At 70.9% G+C, this 17,574-nt stretch carries 15 protein-coding genes; 10 read left to right on the top strand and 5 right to left on the bottom strand.

What is annotated here, in order from left to right; translation table 11 throughout:
* Positions 1-90 precede the first annotated feature (90 nt).
* The 3 genes from QMK24_RS02915 to QMK24_RS02925 are packed head-to-tail and all read left to right on the top strand — an operon-like array spanning position 91 to position 3,694.
* On the top strand, positions 91-1,074 hold the full coding sequence (locus tag QMK24_RS02915; RefSeq protein ID WP_283463449.1) for a glycosyltransferase family 2 protein: 984 nt from the start codon (positions 91-93) through the stop codon (positions 1,072-1,074).
* Complete coding sequence (locus QMK24_RS02920; RefSeq protein WP_283463450.1) at positions 1,074-2,480, top strand: polysialyltransferase family glycosyltransferase; 1,407 nt, start codon at positions 1,074-1,076, stop codon at positions 2,478-2,480. The genes QMK24_RS02915 and QMK24_RS02920 overlap by 1 nt, the downstream gene beginning before the upstream one ends.
* Positions 2,477-3,694, top strand: coding sequence for an acyltransferase family protein (locus QMK24_RS02925; RefSeq protein WP_283463451.1), 1,218 nt, complete (start codon positions 2,477-2,479; stop codon positions 3,692-3,694). The genes QMK24_RS02920 and QMK24_RS02925 overlap by 4 nt, the downstream gene beginning before the upstream one ends.
* 83 nt (positions 3,695-3,777) lie before the next feature.
* Here the strand turns inward: QMK24_RS02925 and QMK24_RS02930 are convergent, their stop codons facing one another.
* A complete protein-coding gene (locus QMK24_RS02930; protein ID WP_283463452.1) occupies positions 3,778-5,376 on the bottom strand; it encodes an acyl-CoA mutase large subunit family protein in 1,599 nt (532 codons plus the stop codon).
* Between the two features lie 188 nt (positions 5,377-5,564).
* Between QMK24_RS02930 and QMK24_RS02935 the strand changes: the two genes are divergently transcribed.
* Complete coding sequence (locus QMK24_RS02935) at positions 5,565-6,374, top strand: L,D-transpeptidase family protein (protein ID WP_283463453.1); 810 nt, start codon at positions 5,565-5,567, stop codon at positions 6,372-6,374.
* 31 nt (positions 6,375-6,405) lie between these two features.
* Here QMK24_RS02935 and QMK24_RS02940 read toward each other — a convergent pair whose 3' ends face one another.
* From QMK24_RS02940 to QMK24_RS02950, 3 genes are all read right to left on the bottom strand, one after another.
* Positions 6,406-8,703, bottom strand: a complete 2,298-nt coding sequence (locus QMK24_RS02940; RefSeq protein ID WP_283463455.1) for a HEAT repeat domain-containing protein — start codon at positions 8,701-8,703, stop codon at positions 6,406-6,408.
* A gap of 391 nt (positions 8,704-9,094) precedes the next feature.
* Positions 9,095-10,003 carry a hypothetical protein gene (locus tag QMK24_RS02945; protein ID WP_283463456.1) on the bottom strand — a complete coding sequence of 303 codons (909 nt, stop codon included), beginning with the start codon at positions 10,001-10,003 and terminating at the stop codon, positions 9,095-9,097.
* 9 nt (positions 10,004-10,012) lie between these two features.
* On the bottom strand, positions 10,013-10,591 hold the full coding sequence (locus QMK24_RS02950; protein ID WP_502962495.1) for an RNA polymerase sigma factor: 579 nt from the start codon (positions 10,589-10,591) through the stop codon (positions 10,013-10,015).
* Between the two features lie 164 nt (positions 10,592-10,755).
* Between QMK24_RS02950 and QMK24_RS02955 the strand changes: the two genes are divergently transcribed.
* Positions 10,756-11,541: a DUF4253 domain-containing protein gene (locus QMK24_RS02955; RefSeq protein WP_283463458.1), complete on the top strand. Its 786-nt coding sequence runs from the start codon at positions 10,756-10,758 to the stop codon at positions 11,539-11,541.
* A 43-nt stretch (positions 11,542-11,584) separates the two neighbouring features.
* Here QMK24_RS02955 and QMK24_RS02960 read toward each other — a convergent pair whose 3' ends face one another.
* A complete protein-coding gene (locus QMK24_RS02960; RefSeq protein WP_283463459.1) occupies positions 11,585-13,126 on the bottom strand; it encodes a beta-N-acetylhexosaminidase in 1,542 nt (513 codons plus the stop codon).
* Between the two features lie 114 nt (positions 13,127-13,240).
* Between QMK24_RS02960 and QMK24_RS02965 the strand changes: the two genes are divergently transcribed.
* The 5 genes from QMK24_RS02965 (at position 13,241) to QMK24_RS02985 (ending at position 17,484) form a co-directional block, all read left to right on the top strand.
* On the top strand, positions 13,241-13,810 hold the full coding sequence (locus tag QMK24_RS02965; protein WP_283463460.1) for a 2-oxo-4-hydroxy-4-carboxy-5-ureidoimidazoline decarboxylase: 570 nt from the start codon (positions 13,241-13,243) through the stop codon (positions 13,808-13,810).
* Between the two features lie 256 nt (positions 13,811-14,066).
* Positions 14,067-14,447 carry a succinate dehydrogenase, cytochrome b556 subunit gene (sdhC, locus tag QMK24_RS02970; protein ID WP_283463461.1) on the top strand — a complete coding sequence of 127 codons (381 nt, stop codon included), beginning with the start codon at positions 14,067-14,069 and terminating at the stop codon, positions 14,445-14,447.
* 2 nt (positions 14,448-14,449) lie between these two features.
* Positions 14,450-14,917: a succinate dehydrogenase hydrophobic membrane anchor subunit gene (locus tag QMK24_RS02975; protein ID WP_283463462.1), complete on the top strand. Its 468-nt coding sequence runs from the start codon at positions 14,450-14,452 to the stop codon at positions 14,915-14,917.
* Positions 14,918-14,944: 27 nt separating this feature from the next.
* The gene (sdhA, locus tag QMK24_RS02980; RefSeq protein ID WP_283463463.1) at positions 14,945-16,699 is read left to right on the top strand and encodes a succinate dehydrogenase flavoprotein subunit; all 1,755 of its coding nucleotides are present in this window, start codon (positions 14,945-14,947) and stop codon (positions 16,697-16,699) included.
* On the top strand, positions 16,699-17,484 hold the full coding sequence (locus tag QMK24_RS02985; protein WP_283463464.1) for a succinate dehydrogenase iron-sulfur subunit: 786 nt from the start codon (positions 16,699-16,701) through the stop codon (positions 17,482-17,484). Before sdhA ends, QMK24_RS02985 begins: the two co-directional genes overlap by 1 nt.
* The last annotated feature ends 90 nt before the right edge of the window (positions 17,485-17,574 follow it).

Genomic DNA, 17,574 nt, shown 5'->3' on the forward strand with positions numbered 1-17,574 from the left:
CGACTGCTTCATGGTCCCGACATACGCCGTTCACCTGAGGGTCCGCGCAATGTCGGCCGCCGAGTCCGCCCGGCACCTAACGTTCAGCAGGTGGTCAAGCTCTCCGTCATTGTGCCGTTTTACAACGTGCAGGCATTCGCACCCGACATGCTCCAAAGTCTTCGTGCGAACTCCCGTCCGGATTTCGAATTCATCCTGGTCGACGATCATTCGACCGATGACACTCCGAAACTCCTGGAACGGGCGACACGCACCCTTTCCGGCTCCGTACTCGTAGCGCGCGAGACGAACGGCGGCCTGGCCACCGCCCGCAACACCGGAATCGACGCCGCACGCGGCGAGTTCCTCACCTTCCTCGACGGCGACGACTGGCTCGCCCCCGGCTACCTTCCCCAGCTGCTGGCGGCCATCGAGGAGCTCGGTACCGACTTCGTACGCACCGATCATGTGCAGTGCACCGGCCCGGCCCGCGTCATCACCCGCGTCCCGCACGGCCGCCGCGGAGTCGTACTGAAGCCGCGCGAGGCGATCCTGCCCGCGGGGAGGCCGACTTCCGTCGACTACCCGTTCGCCTGGGCCGGCATCTACCACCGCAGGCTCGCCGACGCCGGACTGCTGCACTTCCCCGACGGGCTGCGGACCGCAGAGGACCGGCCGTGGATCTGGCGGCTGCACCGGGAGGCCGCGTCCTTCGCGGTGGTGGGCCTGCTCGGAGTCTTCTACCGGCGCGGTGTCGCCACCTCGCTCACTCAGATCGGCGACGTACGGCAGCTGGACTTCATCCGCTCCTTCGACCAGGTGCTCGCGGAGACCGCCGCCGACCCGGAAGCGGACCGGTTCATGCCGAAGGCGGTCCGTACCTACTGCGCGATCATCGCCCACCACCTGAACTCGATCGAACGCTTCGAACCGCAGGTCGCGCGGCAGCTGAAGACGCTGAGCTCCGCCGCCCTGAAGCGGATGCCGCAGGACATTCTCACGGAGGCGCTGGACGCGATGGGCGTGGAGCGAAGCGTGCCGCTGCGCCGTCTGCGAAGGCGGCTCACCACCTCGCACGGGACGGTGGCCGTCTGATGGCACGCGCACATACGCAGATCTACGTGGCGTCGACGCTGTACGGCGCCGCCACCCTCGCGGCGGCGCTGGATGCCGGCCTGTTCGCACCGGCGGACCGGCGCCTGCTGCTGATCAGCAACAACGCCCCCGTTCCCGAGACCACCCCGGCCGTCGACGCCGCGCCCGGTTTCGGCGCGCTGCGCGCCAGGTTCGACGACGTGCTGTCGTGGAACGAGGCGATCTCGCCCATGCATCCCAGCGACTGGGCGCCGCGCCCGGACGACGTGCCCATGTGGGAGCGGCATCTGCGGATGCTGTGGGAGCTCGGCGACGACGATCTGGAACTGGTCGTCGAGTCGATCCAGGTCAAGCCGGCTCTCGCCCTGGTCAAGCTCTTCCCCGCCGCGACGATCGATGTGTACGCGGACGGGCTGATGTCGTACGGCCCGACCCGCGACAAGATCGAACCGCTGGTGACCACCCGGATCAACCGGCTGCTCCACCTCGACCTGGTGGCCGGGCTGCGCCCGCTGCTGCTGACCGAGTACGGCGTCGAGCCGCACATCGTGCCCGCCGCGGAGTTCACCAAGGTGCTGGCGGAACTCGCCGACGCCAGCGGCGACTTGGGCGGCGGGGCCGGAGTCGGTTCCGCCGCCGGTGATGACGCGGCTGCCGCCGCCGCGCTGCCCGAGGGCGCGGCCCTGCTGCTCGGGCAGTACCTCTCCGCGCTGGGGATCCTCACCCCCGCCGAGGAGGAGGAACTGCACCTGCGGATGCTGCGCGGCGCCGCGGCCCTCGGTCACCGGCGGATCATCTTCAAGCCGCATCCCGTCGCGCCCGCGCACTGGTCGGACCCGCTGGAGCGGGAGGCGGCCGCGCTCGGCGTGGAGCTGACCGTGCTGGACTCCCCCGTCCTGGCCGAGGTGCTCTACCAGCGGGTGCGTCCGGCGCTGGTGGTCGGCTGCTACTCCACGGCGCTGCTCACCGCCGCCGTGCTCTACGGGATCCCGGTGGCGCGCACCGGTACGGAGATGCTGCTGGAGCGGCTCTCCCCGTACCAGAACAGCAATCGCGTCCCGGTCACCATCGTCGACGACCTGCTGCCCGATCTCGACGACGCCGAAGCCGTCCGCAGCTGGTCCCCGCCCTTGCCCGAGCGGGTCGCCGGTGACCTCACGCCGCTGCTGCGGGCCGTCGGATTCTGCATGCAGGCGCAGCTGTACCCGGAGCTGCGCGAGGAGACCGTCGGCTATCTGTCGAAGCGGCTGAACGCCCGCACCTGGCGCTACTTCAAGCGCCGCCGCCTCGCCTCGCTGGCGCTGCCGGGCGCGGTCCCGTCGCAGCTGGCGTTCCTGCCCCGCAATCCCCTGCTCCGTCGCGTCGCCCGCCGCGCACGCGCCTTGAAGAAGGCTGCCATCGGATGAGTCTCAAACTCCCCGCTCCCGCCCTGTCCCGGAACGACACACCGCCGGCCGCGGCGGACGCCGCACAGGACGCAGCGCAGAAGAGCGCGCCGGACGCCGTACCGGGCACAGAGCCGGCGGCTCCACGGCACGGCCGGCTGCGGGCACTCGACGGGCTGCGGCTCGTGGCCGCGCTGATGGTGTGCCTCTACCACTACGCGGGGCGCGGCGGCGACGCCTGGAAGGCCTGGGGCCAGACCCCCGCGCTGGTCTTCCCCGCGCTGTCGAAGGTGGCCGTCTACGGGCCGCTCGGCGTCCAGATCTTCTTCGTGATCAGCGGCTTCGTCATCTGCATGAGCGGCTGGGGACGCACCCTCAAGGGCTTCGCCGTCTCCCGGGCGACCCGGCTCTACCCGGCCTACTGGGCGGCCGTGCTGCTGGTCACCGCCGTCTTCGCGCTGCCAGGAGTGGCGTGGAAGACGGTCTCGCCCAGCGATCTGCTCACCAACCTGACGATGCTTCAGCAGCCGGTCGGGGCCGACCGGGTGCTGGGCGTGTGCTGGACCCTGTGGGTGGAGCTGCGCTTCTATCTGCTCTTCGCGCTGGCCGTGGTGTGGCCCGGCGCGACCCGCCGCCGGGTACTGGCGTTCTGCGGGCTGTGGACGGCGGGCGCGGTCCTCGCGGACGCGTCGGGCGAGGCGTTCCTCAAGACCGTCCTGATGCCGGAGTACGCGCCGTTCTTCATCGGCGGCATCGGGCTCTACCTGGTGCACCGCTACGGGAACGATCCGCTGGCCTGGGGCGTGGTCGCGGTCGGCTGGCTGTTCGGCCAGCACTACGCGGTCAAGGGGCTGATCCCGAACGCGCATGCCGCGCACGTCTTCCAGCACCGGTCCGCGACGGTGGTCATCGTCATCGTGACCCTCGGCTTCGCGGCGGTCGCGGCGGTCACCCTCCTCCCACGGGTGTCGGGCGTCAACTGGCGCTGGCTGACCATGGCGGGCGCCCTGACCTACCCGTTCTACCTGGTCCACGAGCATCTGGGCTGGGTCGTCATCTTCCAGCTGCACCAGCGGCTGCACCTGTCCCCGTACGCCGTCCTGCCGCTCACCGCCGGGTCCATGCTGGTGCTGGCCTGGCTGCTGCACCGGCTGGTCGAACGGCCGCTCGCGCCCCGGCTCAAGCGCTTCCTGACGGCGGTGCCCTCGGCTGCCGCCCGCGAGCCGCATCCTTGAGGCCACGCTCGATCCGGCCGAGGTGAGCGCCTACTCCCGGCTTGCGGCCGCCGGGCCCGCCCGGCCCGCCCGGGGGCCGCCGATCAGAACGCGTCGGTCGCGACGTACGTCCCCCACACCTCGCGCAGCGCGTTGCAGACCTCCCCCACCGTGGCCCGCGCGCGCAGCGCGTCCCTCATCGGGTAGAGGACGTTGTCCGTGCCATGGGCCGCCTTCTGCAGCTGCGCGAGTGCGGCGTCGACGGCCTCCCGGTCCCGGGTTGAGCGCAGCGTGGCGAGCCGGGCGGCCTGCTGGGCCTCGATGGCCGGGTCGACGCGCAGCGGATCGTACGGGTCCTCCTCGTCGAGCTTGAAGCGGTTCATACCGACCACGACGCGCTCGCCCGAATCCTGCTGCAGGGCGATGCGGTAGGCGTTGCGCTCGATCTCGCCCTTCTGGAAGCCGTGCTCGATAGCGTTGACGGCGCCTCCCAGGTCCTCGACCTTCCGCATCAGTTCCAGCGCGGCGTCCTCGACCTCGTCCGTCATCGTCTCGACCACATAGGAGCCCGCGAAGGGGTCGACGGTCGCGGTGACGTCGGTCTCGTAGGCGAGGACCTGCTGGGTGCGCAGCGCCAGCCGGGCCGACTTGTCCGTGGGGAGGGCGATGGCCTCGTCGAAGGAATTGGTGTGCAGGGACTGCGTGCCGCCGAGGACGGCGGCCAGGCCCTGGATGGCCACCCGGACGAGGTTGACCTCGGGCTGCTGGGCGGTGAGCTGCACACCGGCGGTCTGGGTGTGGAAGCGCAGCATCTGCGACTTGGGATCTTTCGCGCCGAACTCGTCCCGCATCACCCGCGCCCAGATCCGCCGCGCCGCGCGGAATTTGGCGACCTCTTCGAGGAGCGTCGTGCGCGAGACGAAGAAGAACGACAGCCGGGGCGCGAAATCGTCCACATCCATGCCCGCCGCGACGGCGGTGCGGACGTACTCGATGCCGTCGGCGAGCGTGAAGGCGATCTCCTGCGCGGGCGAGGCGCCGGCCTCGGCCATGTGGTAGCCGGAGATCGAGATCGTGTTCCACTTCGGGATCTCGGTGCGGCAGTACTTGAAAATGTCGGCGATCAGCCGCAGCGACGGCTTCGGCGGGAAGATGTACGTGCCGCGGGCGATGTACTCCTTGAGCACATCGTTCTGGATGGTGCCGGTGAGCCGGTCCGCCGGGACGCCCTGCTCCTCGCCGACGAGCTGGTACATCAGCAGCAGCAGCGCGGCGGGGGCGTTGATCGTCATCGACGTGGACACCTTGTCCAGCGGGATGTTGCCGAAGAGCACCTTCATGTCGTCGACGGAGTCGATGGCGACTCCGACCTTGCCCACCTCACCACTGGCGATCTTCGCGTCCGAGTCATGGCCCATCTGCGTCGGCAGGTCGAAGGCGACCGACAGGCCCATCGTGCCGTTGGCGATCAGCTGCCGGTAGCGGGCGTTGGACTCGGTGGCTGTACCGAAACCGGCGTACTGCCGCATGGTCCAGGGCCGGCCGGTGTACATCGACGGATACACACCGCGCGTGAACGGATACGAGCCCGGCTCGCCGAGCTTCGCGACGGCGTCCCAGCCGTCAAGCGCCTCCGGTCCGTAGACCGGCTCGATGGACAGTCCACTCTCGGTGGATCGAGCGGTGTCGGTCTCGCGCGCCATGGTTCACGCCTCCGCTTTACTGGTGAGTAATATCCTGTCTTCGCCACGGACCGTAGTTGTGGGAGTGCGTGCCGTGGAGAGGCAGGCGCTGGGGTTTCCTCACAGTGTTCCCCCGGATTCGTGCAACTGCACGGGCGGGATAGGTGTCTAGGCGGGTAACTGCAGATTCTGGGGGGCAAAGGGTGACTGTGAGAACTCCGATAACCATCGTGGTGGCCGCTCTGGCAGCGGCGGCACTGGCGGGCTGCGGCCCGCAGGGAAAGCCGGCCGCTGACGCGAAGCCCTCAGCGGGCTCGTCCACCACGGTCAGCCCCAGCGCGAGTGCGACCAGCACTTCTTCCTCCACGCCCAAGCCGCCGGTCGTGCCCGCCGTCATGAAAACGGGCTCCAACGGCGAGCAGGTCCGCGAGCTGCAGGCCCGGCTGGGCCAGCTGAACCTCTTCAGCCGCACCCCCACCGGCACCTACGGCTCGGTCACGGAAAACGCCGTGAACGACTTCCAGGAGCGGTACAACCTGCCCATGACCGGCAGCGTCTCCGCCGAGACCTGGAGCAAGCTGCGCGGCGTCACCAAGCAGCCGACGCACGCGGCGATGTACCCGCCCACCGTCGAGCCGGCCGGTGCCAAGCTCGACCCGCGCTGCCTGACCGGCCACGTGCTGTGCATCAGCAAGACCACCCGGACGCTGTCCTGGGTGATCGACGGCAAGGTGCAGACCACGCTGGCCGTGCGCTTCGGCTCGCAGTACACCCCGACCCGCGAAGGCCAGTTCAAGGTGGACTTCACGAGCCGTGACCACGTCTCGACGATCTACCACACGTCGATGCCGTATGCGATGTTCTTCAGCGGCGGCCAGGCCGTGCACTACTCGTCGGACTTCGCGGCCCGCGGCTACGCGGGTGCCTCCCACGGTTGTGTGAACGTGCGCGACAAGGCCGCCATCGCCTCCCTCTTCGACCAGGTCAAGGCCGGTGACAAGGTCGTCGTCTACTGGTAGTCACCAGTAACCACCGGTGACGGCCGGACGGCTACCGGCCGTCACCGGCGACGGGCTCTGGCGCGGATATCCGGGCCAGGGCCCGTCGGCATGCCAGCAGCAGCTTCTCGTCGGCGCACACATCGAGCGTGCCGTAGTGGTCGCCCTCGTTGTTGTGACGGCGGACGGCGGCCAGTTCGGCGCGCAACAGCGGGGCGGCCGCGGCGGGGCCCAGTTCCGCGAGACAGCCGGCGATGACCGCGCGGGTGTGCACGTTCTCCGCCCAGGCGGCCCGCAGGACGGGCAGCACCGGTCCTGCGTCGCCGGTGATCCGCCACAGGGCGACGGCGACATCCACCCGCATCCACACCGCGGAGTCCGCGAGCAGTTCCCGCAGCCGGGGCGCCGCCCCGGCCGCCGCCGGGCCGATCTCGCCGAGCACCTCGGCCGCGGAGCGCCGGGTGTGCGGGCTGTCGCAGTCCAGGTGCGCGATCAGCACCGGCAGAACCGCGGTGTTCCGCTCGATCGCCCAGAGCGCGGATGCGGCCTCCAGCGCGATACAGGAGCCGGGATCGGCCACCAGGGCCCGCAGATCGGGCAGCGCCTCACGGGCCGCCGGGCCGAACCGGGCGAGGGCGCGGATCGCCGAGCACAGCAGCCAGTCCCGGCGGGCCTTCGGCGCACCGCGCAGGAGCCGCAGCACCTCGGGCATCGCCTCTGCGGCGGAGACCACGGCCAGGCCCCTGAGCAGCGGCTCCGCCTGGTCGTACACCTCATCGTCCAGCGTGACTTCGGCGAGCCGGCGGCGCAGCAGCGGCGCGAGCGGCGCCGCCGCCTCGCCCAGGTGCTCGATGGCATAGCCCAGGTCCTGCGGTATGTCCGGCCGGTCCAGGGCCGATACCAGCGCGGGCAGGGCGCGCGCGTCACCGAGCCGGGCGAGGGTCTTCACCATGCCGCCGAGGCTCGGACGCCCCTGCGACCACTCCTGGACCCAGCTCTCCGGATGCGCCGCGACCGCCTCGGCTAGCGCGTCCGCGGCGGGCGCGGCCAGCTCGTAGAGGTTCTCCAGCACCGACGCGGCGCCTTCGCGGAGCCGGTACTCGGGGTCGGCGAGCTGCTGTCCGAGCAGCACGACCAGCTCCTCGTACGGCCCGCGCCAGCCGCGCACCAGACCGCCGCTCATCCAGACGGCATCGATGCGCTGGCCCCAGTCCGGGCTGCGCAGCTGGTCGATGACGAGCGCGATGCGGTCGTCCACCCGGTCGTCGAGCGCGGTGTGCAGAGTGCGCAGGAGGTCGGCGGCCCAGGGCGCGGAGCGTCCGGCCTCGGCCCGCTCGCGCAGCTCCCGCAGATGACCGACGAAGGTGGCGGGCGCCGATCGCTCGGCGGACGATGCCTGCGGGCTGCGCGCGGCGGGCACCTCGCCGCGCACCTCACGGAGCAGGGTGACGGCGGTCGGCACGATGTCCTCCGGCAGCCGCGCGGGCGCGCAGCGGGCGAGCTGGGCCAGCGCGGCCAGCCGCAGGCCCGGGTCGAACGGGCCGCCGGACCGGCCGCCGGCCAGCCGGGCGAGCCAGTCGGCGGCATCGGCCGCGTGACCGCCCGGTCTCAGCGCGAGCGTGCCGACCGCTTCGACCAGTGCCAGCCGGGTCTCGGTGTCCTCCTCGGCCGGCAGCCGCTTCCGCAGGATGTCGAGTATCCGCGCGGTCTCGCCGTGCAGCGCGCCCAGCGCGACCGGCACGGCGCGCCGCACGTCAGGATCGGGATCGGTGATCAGCGCGACGAAGCCCTCCGCCTGCGCACGCACCGCAGTGACGGCCATCGCGTAGTTGGCCCGCCAGGCGGCCGTCTCCGCGTCCTCGGCCGCCGCGGCTCCCGTGGTGTCCAGCAGGCCCAGGATGTCCTCGGCACCGGGAGCGCCGATGGCGCCGAAGGTCCCGGTCGCATCCATGCCATCGTTGCCATCGGCACCGGGAGCGTTTCCGGAAGTGCCCCCCGCGGCACTCCACGTGTCATCCATGATCGTGCTCCCGGCCTCGATCACGATCTCGTCCAAGAACTCTTCCGCGACCTCGTCCCCGCCCCCGATGCTGGTCAGCAGCACGACGATCCGCCCCCGGTCCCGCACCGCGGGATCCGCTGCCAGTTCGAAGAGAAAAGGAATGCAGGCGAGCGTCGAGTCATAGACATCGCCCTGGTGATGAACCGCCCCGTACATCGCGTCGAGCGCGGTCTCCCGTTCCCCCGCGTCCGCGGAGGCCAGCCCGCGCAAGAGCTCGGGGACCTCCTCCGCCGATCCATAGGCATGCCCCATAGCCGCCCAGTCGATCTCGTACAGTCCTGCCAACATGGCGTACCTCCCCCGGTTTTGCTCTCTCCAGGAGTCTGCACCACGGCACTGACATCCGGCCGGGAGTTTCTGCCCGACGGCCGGGACCCGCCGCCGGCGCACGCTGCGCGGGCGCGGCCGGGTAGGGGGAATGCACCCGGCCGCGCCCTGAGCGAACCCAGCGGTGCGGGAAGCACCGGGGTCCGCAGGGCCGATGACCAGTCGACCCGCTACTTAAAGCGTCAACAAGCCAGGAAGTGTCACCGACTGTTCTCCGGCCGGCCTGCGGTTGTCTTCCGGTGTCTTCCGGCCACTCGCGGGTCAGACGGTTCCGGTCACCCCGGAGCCCGGGACCAGCGCTCGCGACGCCGTGCTGCGCCGGCTGTCACCCTTGTCCTTCTGACCGTCGCCGTCACCCGGGCCGCCGGACTTGGCGGTGGTCACTGTCACCGTCAACCGTGCTGCCGGTGTACGCGGCGGCCAGCACCCGCGCGCAGTACTTCGGCACCTCACGCTTGCCGCCCGCCGCCGCCGCGAGCCGGTCGGAGGACGCGGCGTCCATCCGTCCGCCCGCCTTGACGTAGGCACGGCACAACGCCACGTTCTGCTGGTCCTGTTCGCCGCCCTTCGCCTTCGGGGCGGCCGAGTGGGAAGGCTGCGGCGAGGACGCGGGCGGAGTCGCGGGCGAGACCGGGCGGCCCTGGGACGGCGTCATTCCGCGCCCCGGGCCCGACGAGGTGCCTTGACCGGGCGGCGCCGCCGACATTCCGCCGGTGAGGGGCGTCGAGGACCCGCCGTCGGTTCCGTCGGTACCGGAGGTGTCCGGCGCGCCGGAGCCCGCGGCCCCGCCGCGCGCCGGCGCGGAACCGGCAGTGCCGCCCTCGAACGGCACCGGCAGTACGCCGGGAACCGCGGCCACCGCCGCCGCGCCCAGTGCCATGGCAGCCACCAGCGCACCGACCGACACCTTCACCGATCTCCGCGCCCCCGCAGCCCTGCCGGTCTGTGCCGGCCCGGACGGCACGGCCGGCCTTCCCAGCCGGACCACCGGAAGAAGTCCGGCGGTCCCGGCCTCTCCGCAACTCCCCTGGAAGGCGCCCCGGAAGGCGCCCCGGAAGGCATCCCGGAAGGCCGCGACCGCCGCCTCCTCGCGGACCGGGTCGACGGCGGCGGGCATGGCGGCGGCCGCGATCAGCCGGGCCAGCCGGGCCGCCCGCGTGTCGCCGGACATGACGGACTCGCCGCGCAGCAGCCGCTCCGCGGCGGCCTCGTCGGGCCAGTCATCGTCACGATGCCCGTCGCATCGCCGGAATTCCGTCATCTCATATCCTCAAAGCGTCTTCGCCGTCGAAAACGTCACACCGGCGGAGCGGCTGTCGTCTTCCAGCAGCTCAGCCAGCCGCCGCAGACCGCGGTGGGTGGCCATCCGCACCGACCCCGCGCGCTTGCCCAGCACTTGTGCCGCGCTGCTGGAGTCCAGTCCCATGACGACCCTCAGCAGCACCGCCTCGGCCTGTTCGCGTGGCAGCGACGCGATGGCCGCGAGCGCGCGGTCGGTGGCCACCGCGTCCAGCGCCTCACCCGCGGTGTCCGTGCGCGCGGGCATGTGCAGCAGCACGTCGATCCCGGCCCCCGCGACCGGCCGCCGGCTGCACGCCCGCAAGTGGTCCAGCGCGCGGTTGCGGGCGATACGGGCCGCCCAGCCGCGCACCGCATCCCCTTCGCCGCGGAAGGCCGGCAGGTCGCGGGCGATCTGCAGCCATGCCTCCGAGGCCACGTCCTCGGCGTCCGCCGGCCCGACCAGGGTCCGTACGTACTGCAGCAGTTGCGGGTGTATCGCCCGGTACACCTCGCGGAAGGCCGCGTCGTCGCCTTCCTGCGCGGCGCTGACCGCGGTCCCCAGATCCACCTGTCGCCCCACCCCCTCGAACACACGGACCATCCTGCCCCATCGCGTGCAGTGACACTTCCGGCTCTCCCGGCGCTGTAATAGACGGCGGCCGGGGACGCTCCTGTGGGGGGAGGCGGCCCCCGGCCGTCTTCGCTCGTGCCCCCCATCGATGGAGCACACCGATGACCCTGGTCCGTCTCCCCGACGGCCTCCCGCCCGGCCGGTTTCTGCCCGGCGGCTCCCCCGGGTTGTGGCTCTCGTACGAACCCGTCGTCGCTCCCGGACGGCTCTGGGCCCGCTATCAGGCGCAGCAGGACGAGACGGGCTGGTGCCCCGTGCTCATGGCCTGGCCCTGCGCGACCGGCCGCGGCCACCGCACCGAGGACATCGACGGAGTGGACGTCGAAGCCACGATGACGGATTCCTGGCGGTCCTACCAGGACTTGCGCTCACTCCGGCCGCCGCACCCGGCGATCGACGAGGTCTGGCCGGACGACATCGCCTGCCTGCTGGACGACCCCGGCCCGCCGTTCACCCGCTGGCCCGGACTCGCCGCCGCCTCGCCCCCGCACCCCGGGCCCCCGCCCGACGCGGTCGCCCGCCAGACGGTGGGTCAGATGCTGCACTACTTCACCACCCGCTTCATCGCCCATATCGCGCTGGTCCCCACCCGGCGCAGCGCCGATGTACCGGCCCTCCTCGGCTGGGAGGGCGACGCCCCCGCCCTGGAGCTGTCCGCCCTGCTGCGCACCTGGGAGTCGCGGTTCGGCGCCCGCGTCATCGGCTTCGAGGGCTCTTCGGTCTTCCTCTCCGTCGCCTCCCCGCCCCTGACGTCCGAGCACGCCGCCCACGTCGCCCTCGAACACGTCCTCACCGGCGCCTCCAACCTCAACGACGGCACCTTCCCCTTCCCCGACTACGCCGAGGCGCTGCGCGGCGAGCGGCTGTGGTCCTTCTGGTGGGACTAGGGCCTGTCCGAGGGCCCTGTCCGGCAGGCGGACCGACGGGCAGTCAGCCCACCTCGTCGGCCAGGGCCGTGAACCCGGCCCAGGAGCGGGCCGGCGGCCGGGGGTCCCAGAGCTTCTGGGCCAGCGCGCGCAGCGGGAGCCGGATGCCCCGCGCCACCTCGTCCTGCGACTGCGCGTCCGCGAGGTCGCACCAGACGGCGAACCGGCCGCCGAGCACCCGGTCGCTGCCCGCCAGCGCGGGAGCGACCGCGCGGGTGCCGCGCAGTACGGCGGGGGTCCACTCCCGGTAGATGCGCTCGCCCGTCGGATACGTGAACTCGTTCGGCTCGCCCAGTACGTAGTACAGGTACTCGTCATTGAGGTTGACGACCTTGCGGCCGGCGTCGAGGTACTCCTCGGGCTCGCGGGCGCCCAGCTCCTTTCCCGTCCAGTACTCGACCTCGCGGTCGGCGTCGGGTGAGACGCGGGGCGTGGAGATGAAGCCGTCGTTCCACGCCTTGGCACGTTTGCCGAGCTTGCGCACCAGCGCCGCGCGGTCGTTGAGCCAGCGGGTCGCCGCGTCGGCGACGGTGTGGCCGGGGCGGACGAGCTGCGGGTAGGAGCTCTCCGGGTCGCTGACGGTCAGCGCCTGGTACTCGTCGCCGCCCAGATGCCAGTAGGGGCCGGGGAAGAGCGGCGCGTACTCGCGGATCAGATCGTCGACCATGCGGGCGGAGCCGGGATTCGAGATGTCGACCGCGCCGCGCGTCGGCGTGCCGGAGGCGCTGCTGAGCTGCAGATCCGGGTGCGCCGCGATGACGGCGCCGAGGTGCCCGGGGCTGTCGATCTCCGGGATGACGGTGATGTGGCGCTGCGCGGCGAGCGTGACGATGCCGGTGACGTCCGCCTTGCTGAGGTGATCCCGCGACACGATCTCGGGGTGGCCGGTGCTCTCGATACGGAAGCCCTGGTCGTCGCTGAAGTGCAGATGCAGCTGATTGAGTTTGAGGTCGCCCATCTCCCGGACCCGCGCCTCGATCCAGTCGCGCGTGAAGTGCTTGCGCGCGATGTCGAGCATCAGGCCGCGCTGCGGCCGGTCCGGCGCGTCCCGGACGACGACTTCGGGGAGGCCGCCGCCGGCGCGCAGCGACTGCAGGAGGGTGCGGGTGCCGTAGAACGCGCCGGCGTCCGTGGCCGCGCCGATGGTGACCTGCCCGTTCCGGGCGGTGAGGACGTACGACTCGTCGGCGGCGACGGTGGCGGCGCCCGAGGCGCTCCCCGGGGCCGTCCCGGCGGCGCCGTCGAGCCGCAGGGTGATGTCACCCGGTCCCGCGGGCCCGTCCCCGTCGGCCTTCGCGTCGTCGAACCCGAACGGGACCTGCAGCTGTGCGGCGAGCAGCCGCGCCTCGTCCTCGACGGCGGTGCCGCGCCCGGCGCGCACCCGCGTGCCCGGCCCGATGTGGAAGACTCCGGCCCCTTCCGGCTGGAATTCCCGGATCTCGGGGATGCCCGGCAGTGTCCGCGCGGCCGGCGCCTCGTTGGGCGTGCCGACGGCCGGCGTGAGTGCGGCGAGCAGCAGTGCCGCCCCTGCCCAGATTTTCCCCATACCGGACGTTATGGCAAATCGTCGGCGTTCCGCCGTCTACTCCGTGACATATTTCGCTCCCGTACGGGTGAAATCCACTCATCCGTCGGACAGAGTCGAACATGCCCCACTAACGTGTACCGCTTCCCTCGCTTTCCCGACAGGAGCTCACAGCTGTTCCCCGACATTCCGGCCCAGGGACCCGCCACGCCCGCCGGGCTCTCCCGGCTCAACGAAGCCCCGTTCTGCGCCGCCGAAGCCGCCCTGCGCGACTGCTGCGGAAGCCACCGCTGGGCCCGCCGGATGGCCGTCCACCGCCCGTATCCGGACCTCGACACCCTGCTCGCGGCAGCCGACGAAGCGGCGTACGACCTCACCCCCGGCGATGTCTCCGAGGCGCTGGCCTGCGAGGTCACCACCCCGCTGCCGCACCGCGGCGGGCTCGCCTCGCACACCGCACTGAGCGCCGCGCAGGCCGAGTACGAGAACAAGTTCGGGAACGTCTTCGTCATCGCCCTGGACGGCCACGACCCCGGCGACCTCCTCAACCAGGTACTCACCGGCATCTACGCCCGGCTGGGAAACGACGAGGACGAGGAGCGCGTCGTCACCGCCGACCAGCTGCGCAGGATCACCCGCGCCCGGCTCGCCCGGCTCGCCTCCGAACGATCGGACGACCAGACCACCGCGGGCCTCCACCGCTAGCCCGGCCGGGCCGCGCGGCGGCCGCCGCGTCCTCCCGTACGCCCACCGGACTTTCACCCGCACATCCGGTCGTACGCTCACCCGTGCGTTCACCCATTCGTTCACCCAGTCGTGCGGGATCAATCACACCTGGCCTACCCGGGCGTACGGAGCCGACAACGCGTCGCTACGATGGCCAGGGCCGGTGGACCGTACCCGGCCGGGCCCGTCCGACACCGACGCCGGCTGGCCCCAAACCGCTCCCGGAGGGTTTTCCGTGCCGGCTGGAACGCTGTACCGCGGCCGGGAAGGCATGTGGTCATGGGTGGCTCATCGAGTCACCGGTGTCCTCATTTTCTTCTTCCTGTTCGTCCATGTCCTCGACACCGCACTCGTGCGGGTCTCCCCCGAGGACTACGACAAGGTCGTCGCGACCTATAAGACCTGGCCTGTCAGCCTGCTGGAGTACGGCCTCGTCGCGGCCATCCTCTTCCACGCTCTCAACGGCCTGCGCATCATCGCCGTCGACTTCTGGTCCAAGGGCCCGAAGTACCAGAAGCAGATGCTGTGGACTGTCGTCGGCATCTGGGTCGTGCTCCTGATCGGAGCCGTCTACCCGGTTCTCGGGCACGCCGCACGCATTCTGTTCGGGAGCTGAGAATGTCTACTGACTCCGTGGAGCTCAGCTCCTCCAGTGCCGCGATCAGCCCGGACAACCCGGCGCCGTTCATCGAGGCCCCGCGCGCCCGCACCAAGCGCAGCCCGCGCGCCACCCGCACCAACTTCGAGCTGTACGGCTGGCTGTTCATGCGCCTGTCCGGCGTCGTGCTCGTCGTCCTGGTGCTGGGCCACCTGCTGATCCAGCTGGTCCTCGACGGCGGTGTGACCAAGGTCGGCTTCGCCTTCGTGGCCGGCCGCTGGGCCTCGCCGTTCTGGCAGGGCTGGGACCTGGTCATGCTGTGGCTGGCCATGCTGCACGGCGGCAACGGTCTGCGCACCGTCATCAACGACTACGCCGAGCAGGCGAACACCCGGTTCTGGCTGAAGACGCTGCTGTTCACCGCGACGGCGTTCACCATCGTGCTCGGCACGCTGGTGATCTTCACCTTCGACCCGAACATCCGCTAGGCCAGGGACGGACAGGGAAGCAACCCCATGCAGATCCACAAGTACGACACCGTCATCGTCGGCGCCGGCGGCGCCGGCATGCGCGCGGCCATCGAGTCGACGAAGCGCAGCCGCACCGCCGTGCTGACGAAGCTCTACCCGACCCGCTCCCACACCGGCGCCGCCCAGGGCGGCATGGCCGCCGCCCTCGCGAACGTCGAGGAGGACAACTGGGAGTGGCACACCTTCGACACGATCAAGGGCGGCGACTACCTGGTCGACCAGGACGCCGCCGAGATCCTGGCGAAGGAGGCCATCGACGCGGTCCTCGACCTCGAGAAGATGGGCCTGCCCTTCAACCGGACGCCCGAGGGCAAGATCGACCAGCGCCGGTTCGGCGGGCACACCCGCAGCCACGGCGAGGCCGCCGTGCGCCGCGCCTGCTACGCGTCGGACCGCACCGGCCACATGATCCTCCAGACGCTGTACCAGAACTGCGTCAAGGAGGGTGTGGAATTCTTCAACGAGTTCTACGTCCTGGACCTGCTCCTCGTCGAGGTCGACGGGGTCCAGCGGACCTCCGGCGTCGTCGCGTACGAGCTGGCCACCGGCGAGATCCACATCTTCCAGGCGAAGGCCGTCATCTTCGCCTCCGGCGGCACCGGCAAGTTCTTCAAGGTCACCTCCAACGCGCACACCCTCACCGGTGACGGCCAGGCCGTCGCGTACCGGCGCGGTCTGCCGCTGGAGGACATGGAGTTCTTCCAGTTCCACCCGACCGGCATCTGGCGCATGGGCATCCTCCTCACCGAGGGCGCCCGCGGCGAGGGCGGCATCCTCCGTAACAAGGACGGTGAGCGCTTCATGGAGAAGTACGCGCCCGTCATGAAGGACCTCGCCTCCCGCGATGTCGTCTCCCGCGCCATCTACACCGAGATCCGTGAGGGGCGCGGCTGCGGGCCCGAGGGCGACCACGTCTACCTCGACCTCACCCACCTCCCGCCGGAGCAGCTGGACGCCAAGCTGCCCGACATCACCGAGTTCGCGCGGACGTACCTCGGCATCGAGCCCTACACGGACCCGATCCCGATCCAGCCGACCGCGCACTACGCCATGGGCGGCATCCCCACCAACGTCCAGGGCGAGGTGCTGAGCGACAACACCACCGTCGTCCCGGGCCTGTACGCCGCCGGCGAGGTCGCCTGCGTGTCGGTGCACGGTGCCAACCGCCTCGGCACCAACTCGCTGCTCGACATCAACGTCTTCGGGCGCCGGTCCGGCATCGCGGCCGCCGAGTACTCGGCGACCACCGACCACATCGAGCTGCCGGAGGACCCGGCTTCCCGGGTCGTCGCCCAGGTCGAGGGCCTGCGCAACAACACCGGCACCGAGCGGGTCGCCGACATCCGCAAGGAACTGCAGGAGTGCATGGACACCAATGTGATGGTGTTCCGTACCGAGCAGACGATCAAGACGGCCGTCGAGACGATCGGCGCCCTGCGCGAGCGCTACCGGAATGTGTCCGTCCAGGACAAGGGCAAGCGGTTCAACACCGACCTGCTGGAAGCCATCGAGCTGGGCAACCTGCTCGACCTCGCCGAGGTCATGGCCGTGTCCGCGCTGGCGCGCAAGGAGTCCCGCGGCGGTCACTACCGCGAGGACTACCCGAACCGCGACGACGTCAACTTCCAGCGGCACGCCATGGCGTACCGCGAGACGGACTCCGCCGGCAACGAGTCGATCCGTCTCGACTACAAGCCGGTCGTGGTGACCCGCTACCAGCCGATGGAGCGTAAGTACTGATGAGCACCCCGACGCTCGACAAGTCCGCCGGACACAATTCATCGGCCCTGGACGCCGCCGAGGCCGCCGCGGGTCACCTGATCACGGTCACCATGCGGGTCCGCCGGTTCAACCCGGAGGTCTCCGAAGCGGTCGAGTGGGTCGACTACCAGTTCCCGATCGACCCCAAGGAGCGCGTCCTCGACGCCCTCCACAAGATCAAGTGGGAACTCGACGGCACGCTGACCTTCCGGCGTTCCTGCGCCCACGGCATCTGCGGCTCGGACGCCATGCGCATCAACGGCCGTAACCGGCTGGCGTGCAAGACCCTGATCAAGGACCTCAACCCGGAGAAGCCGATCACGGTCGAGCCCATCAAGGGGCTCACGGTCCTGAAGGACCTGATCGTCGACATGGACCCGTTCTTCCAGGCCTACCGCGACGTGATGCCCTTCCTGATCACCAAGGGCAACGAGCCGACCCGCGAGCGCCTGCAGTCCGCCGAGGACCGTGAGCGCTTCGACGACACCACCAAGTGCATCCTCTGCGCCGCGTGCACGTCGTCCTGCCCGGTCTTCTGGAACGACGGCCAGTACTTCGGCCCCGCCGCCATCGTCAACGCGCACCGTTTCATCTTCGACTCGCGCGACGAGGGCGGCGAGCAGCGCCTCGAGATCCTGAACGACAAGGACGGCGTCTGGCGCTGCCGCACCACCTTCAACTGCACCGACGCATGCCCCCGCGGCATCGAGGTCACGAAGGCGATCCAGGAAGTGAAGCGCGCACTGATCACGCGCCGCTTCTGACCTGACGGTCGGTTGTGCGAGGGCCCCGTCTCCCCCCGTGGGAGGGGGGGCCCTCGCACATCCCCGTTGCGGCCCAGCGGCCGGCAGCCC

Source organism: Streptomyces sp. PH10-H1 (assembly GCF_030063355.1).
Taxonomy (GTDB): domain Bacteria; phylum Actinomycetota; class Actinomycetes; order Streptomycetales; family Streptomycetaceae; genus Actinacidiphila.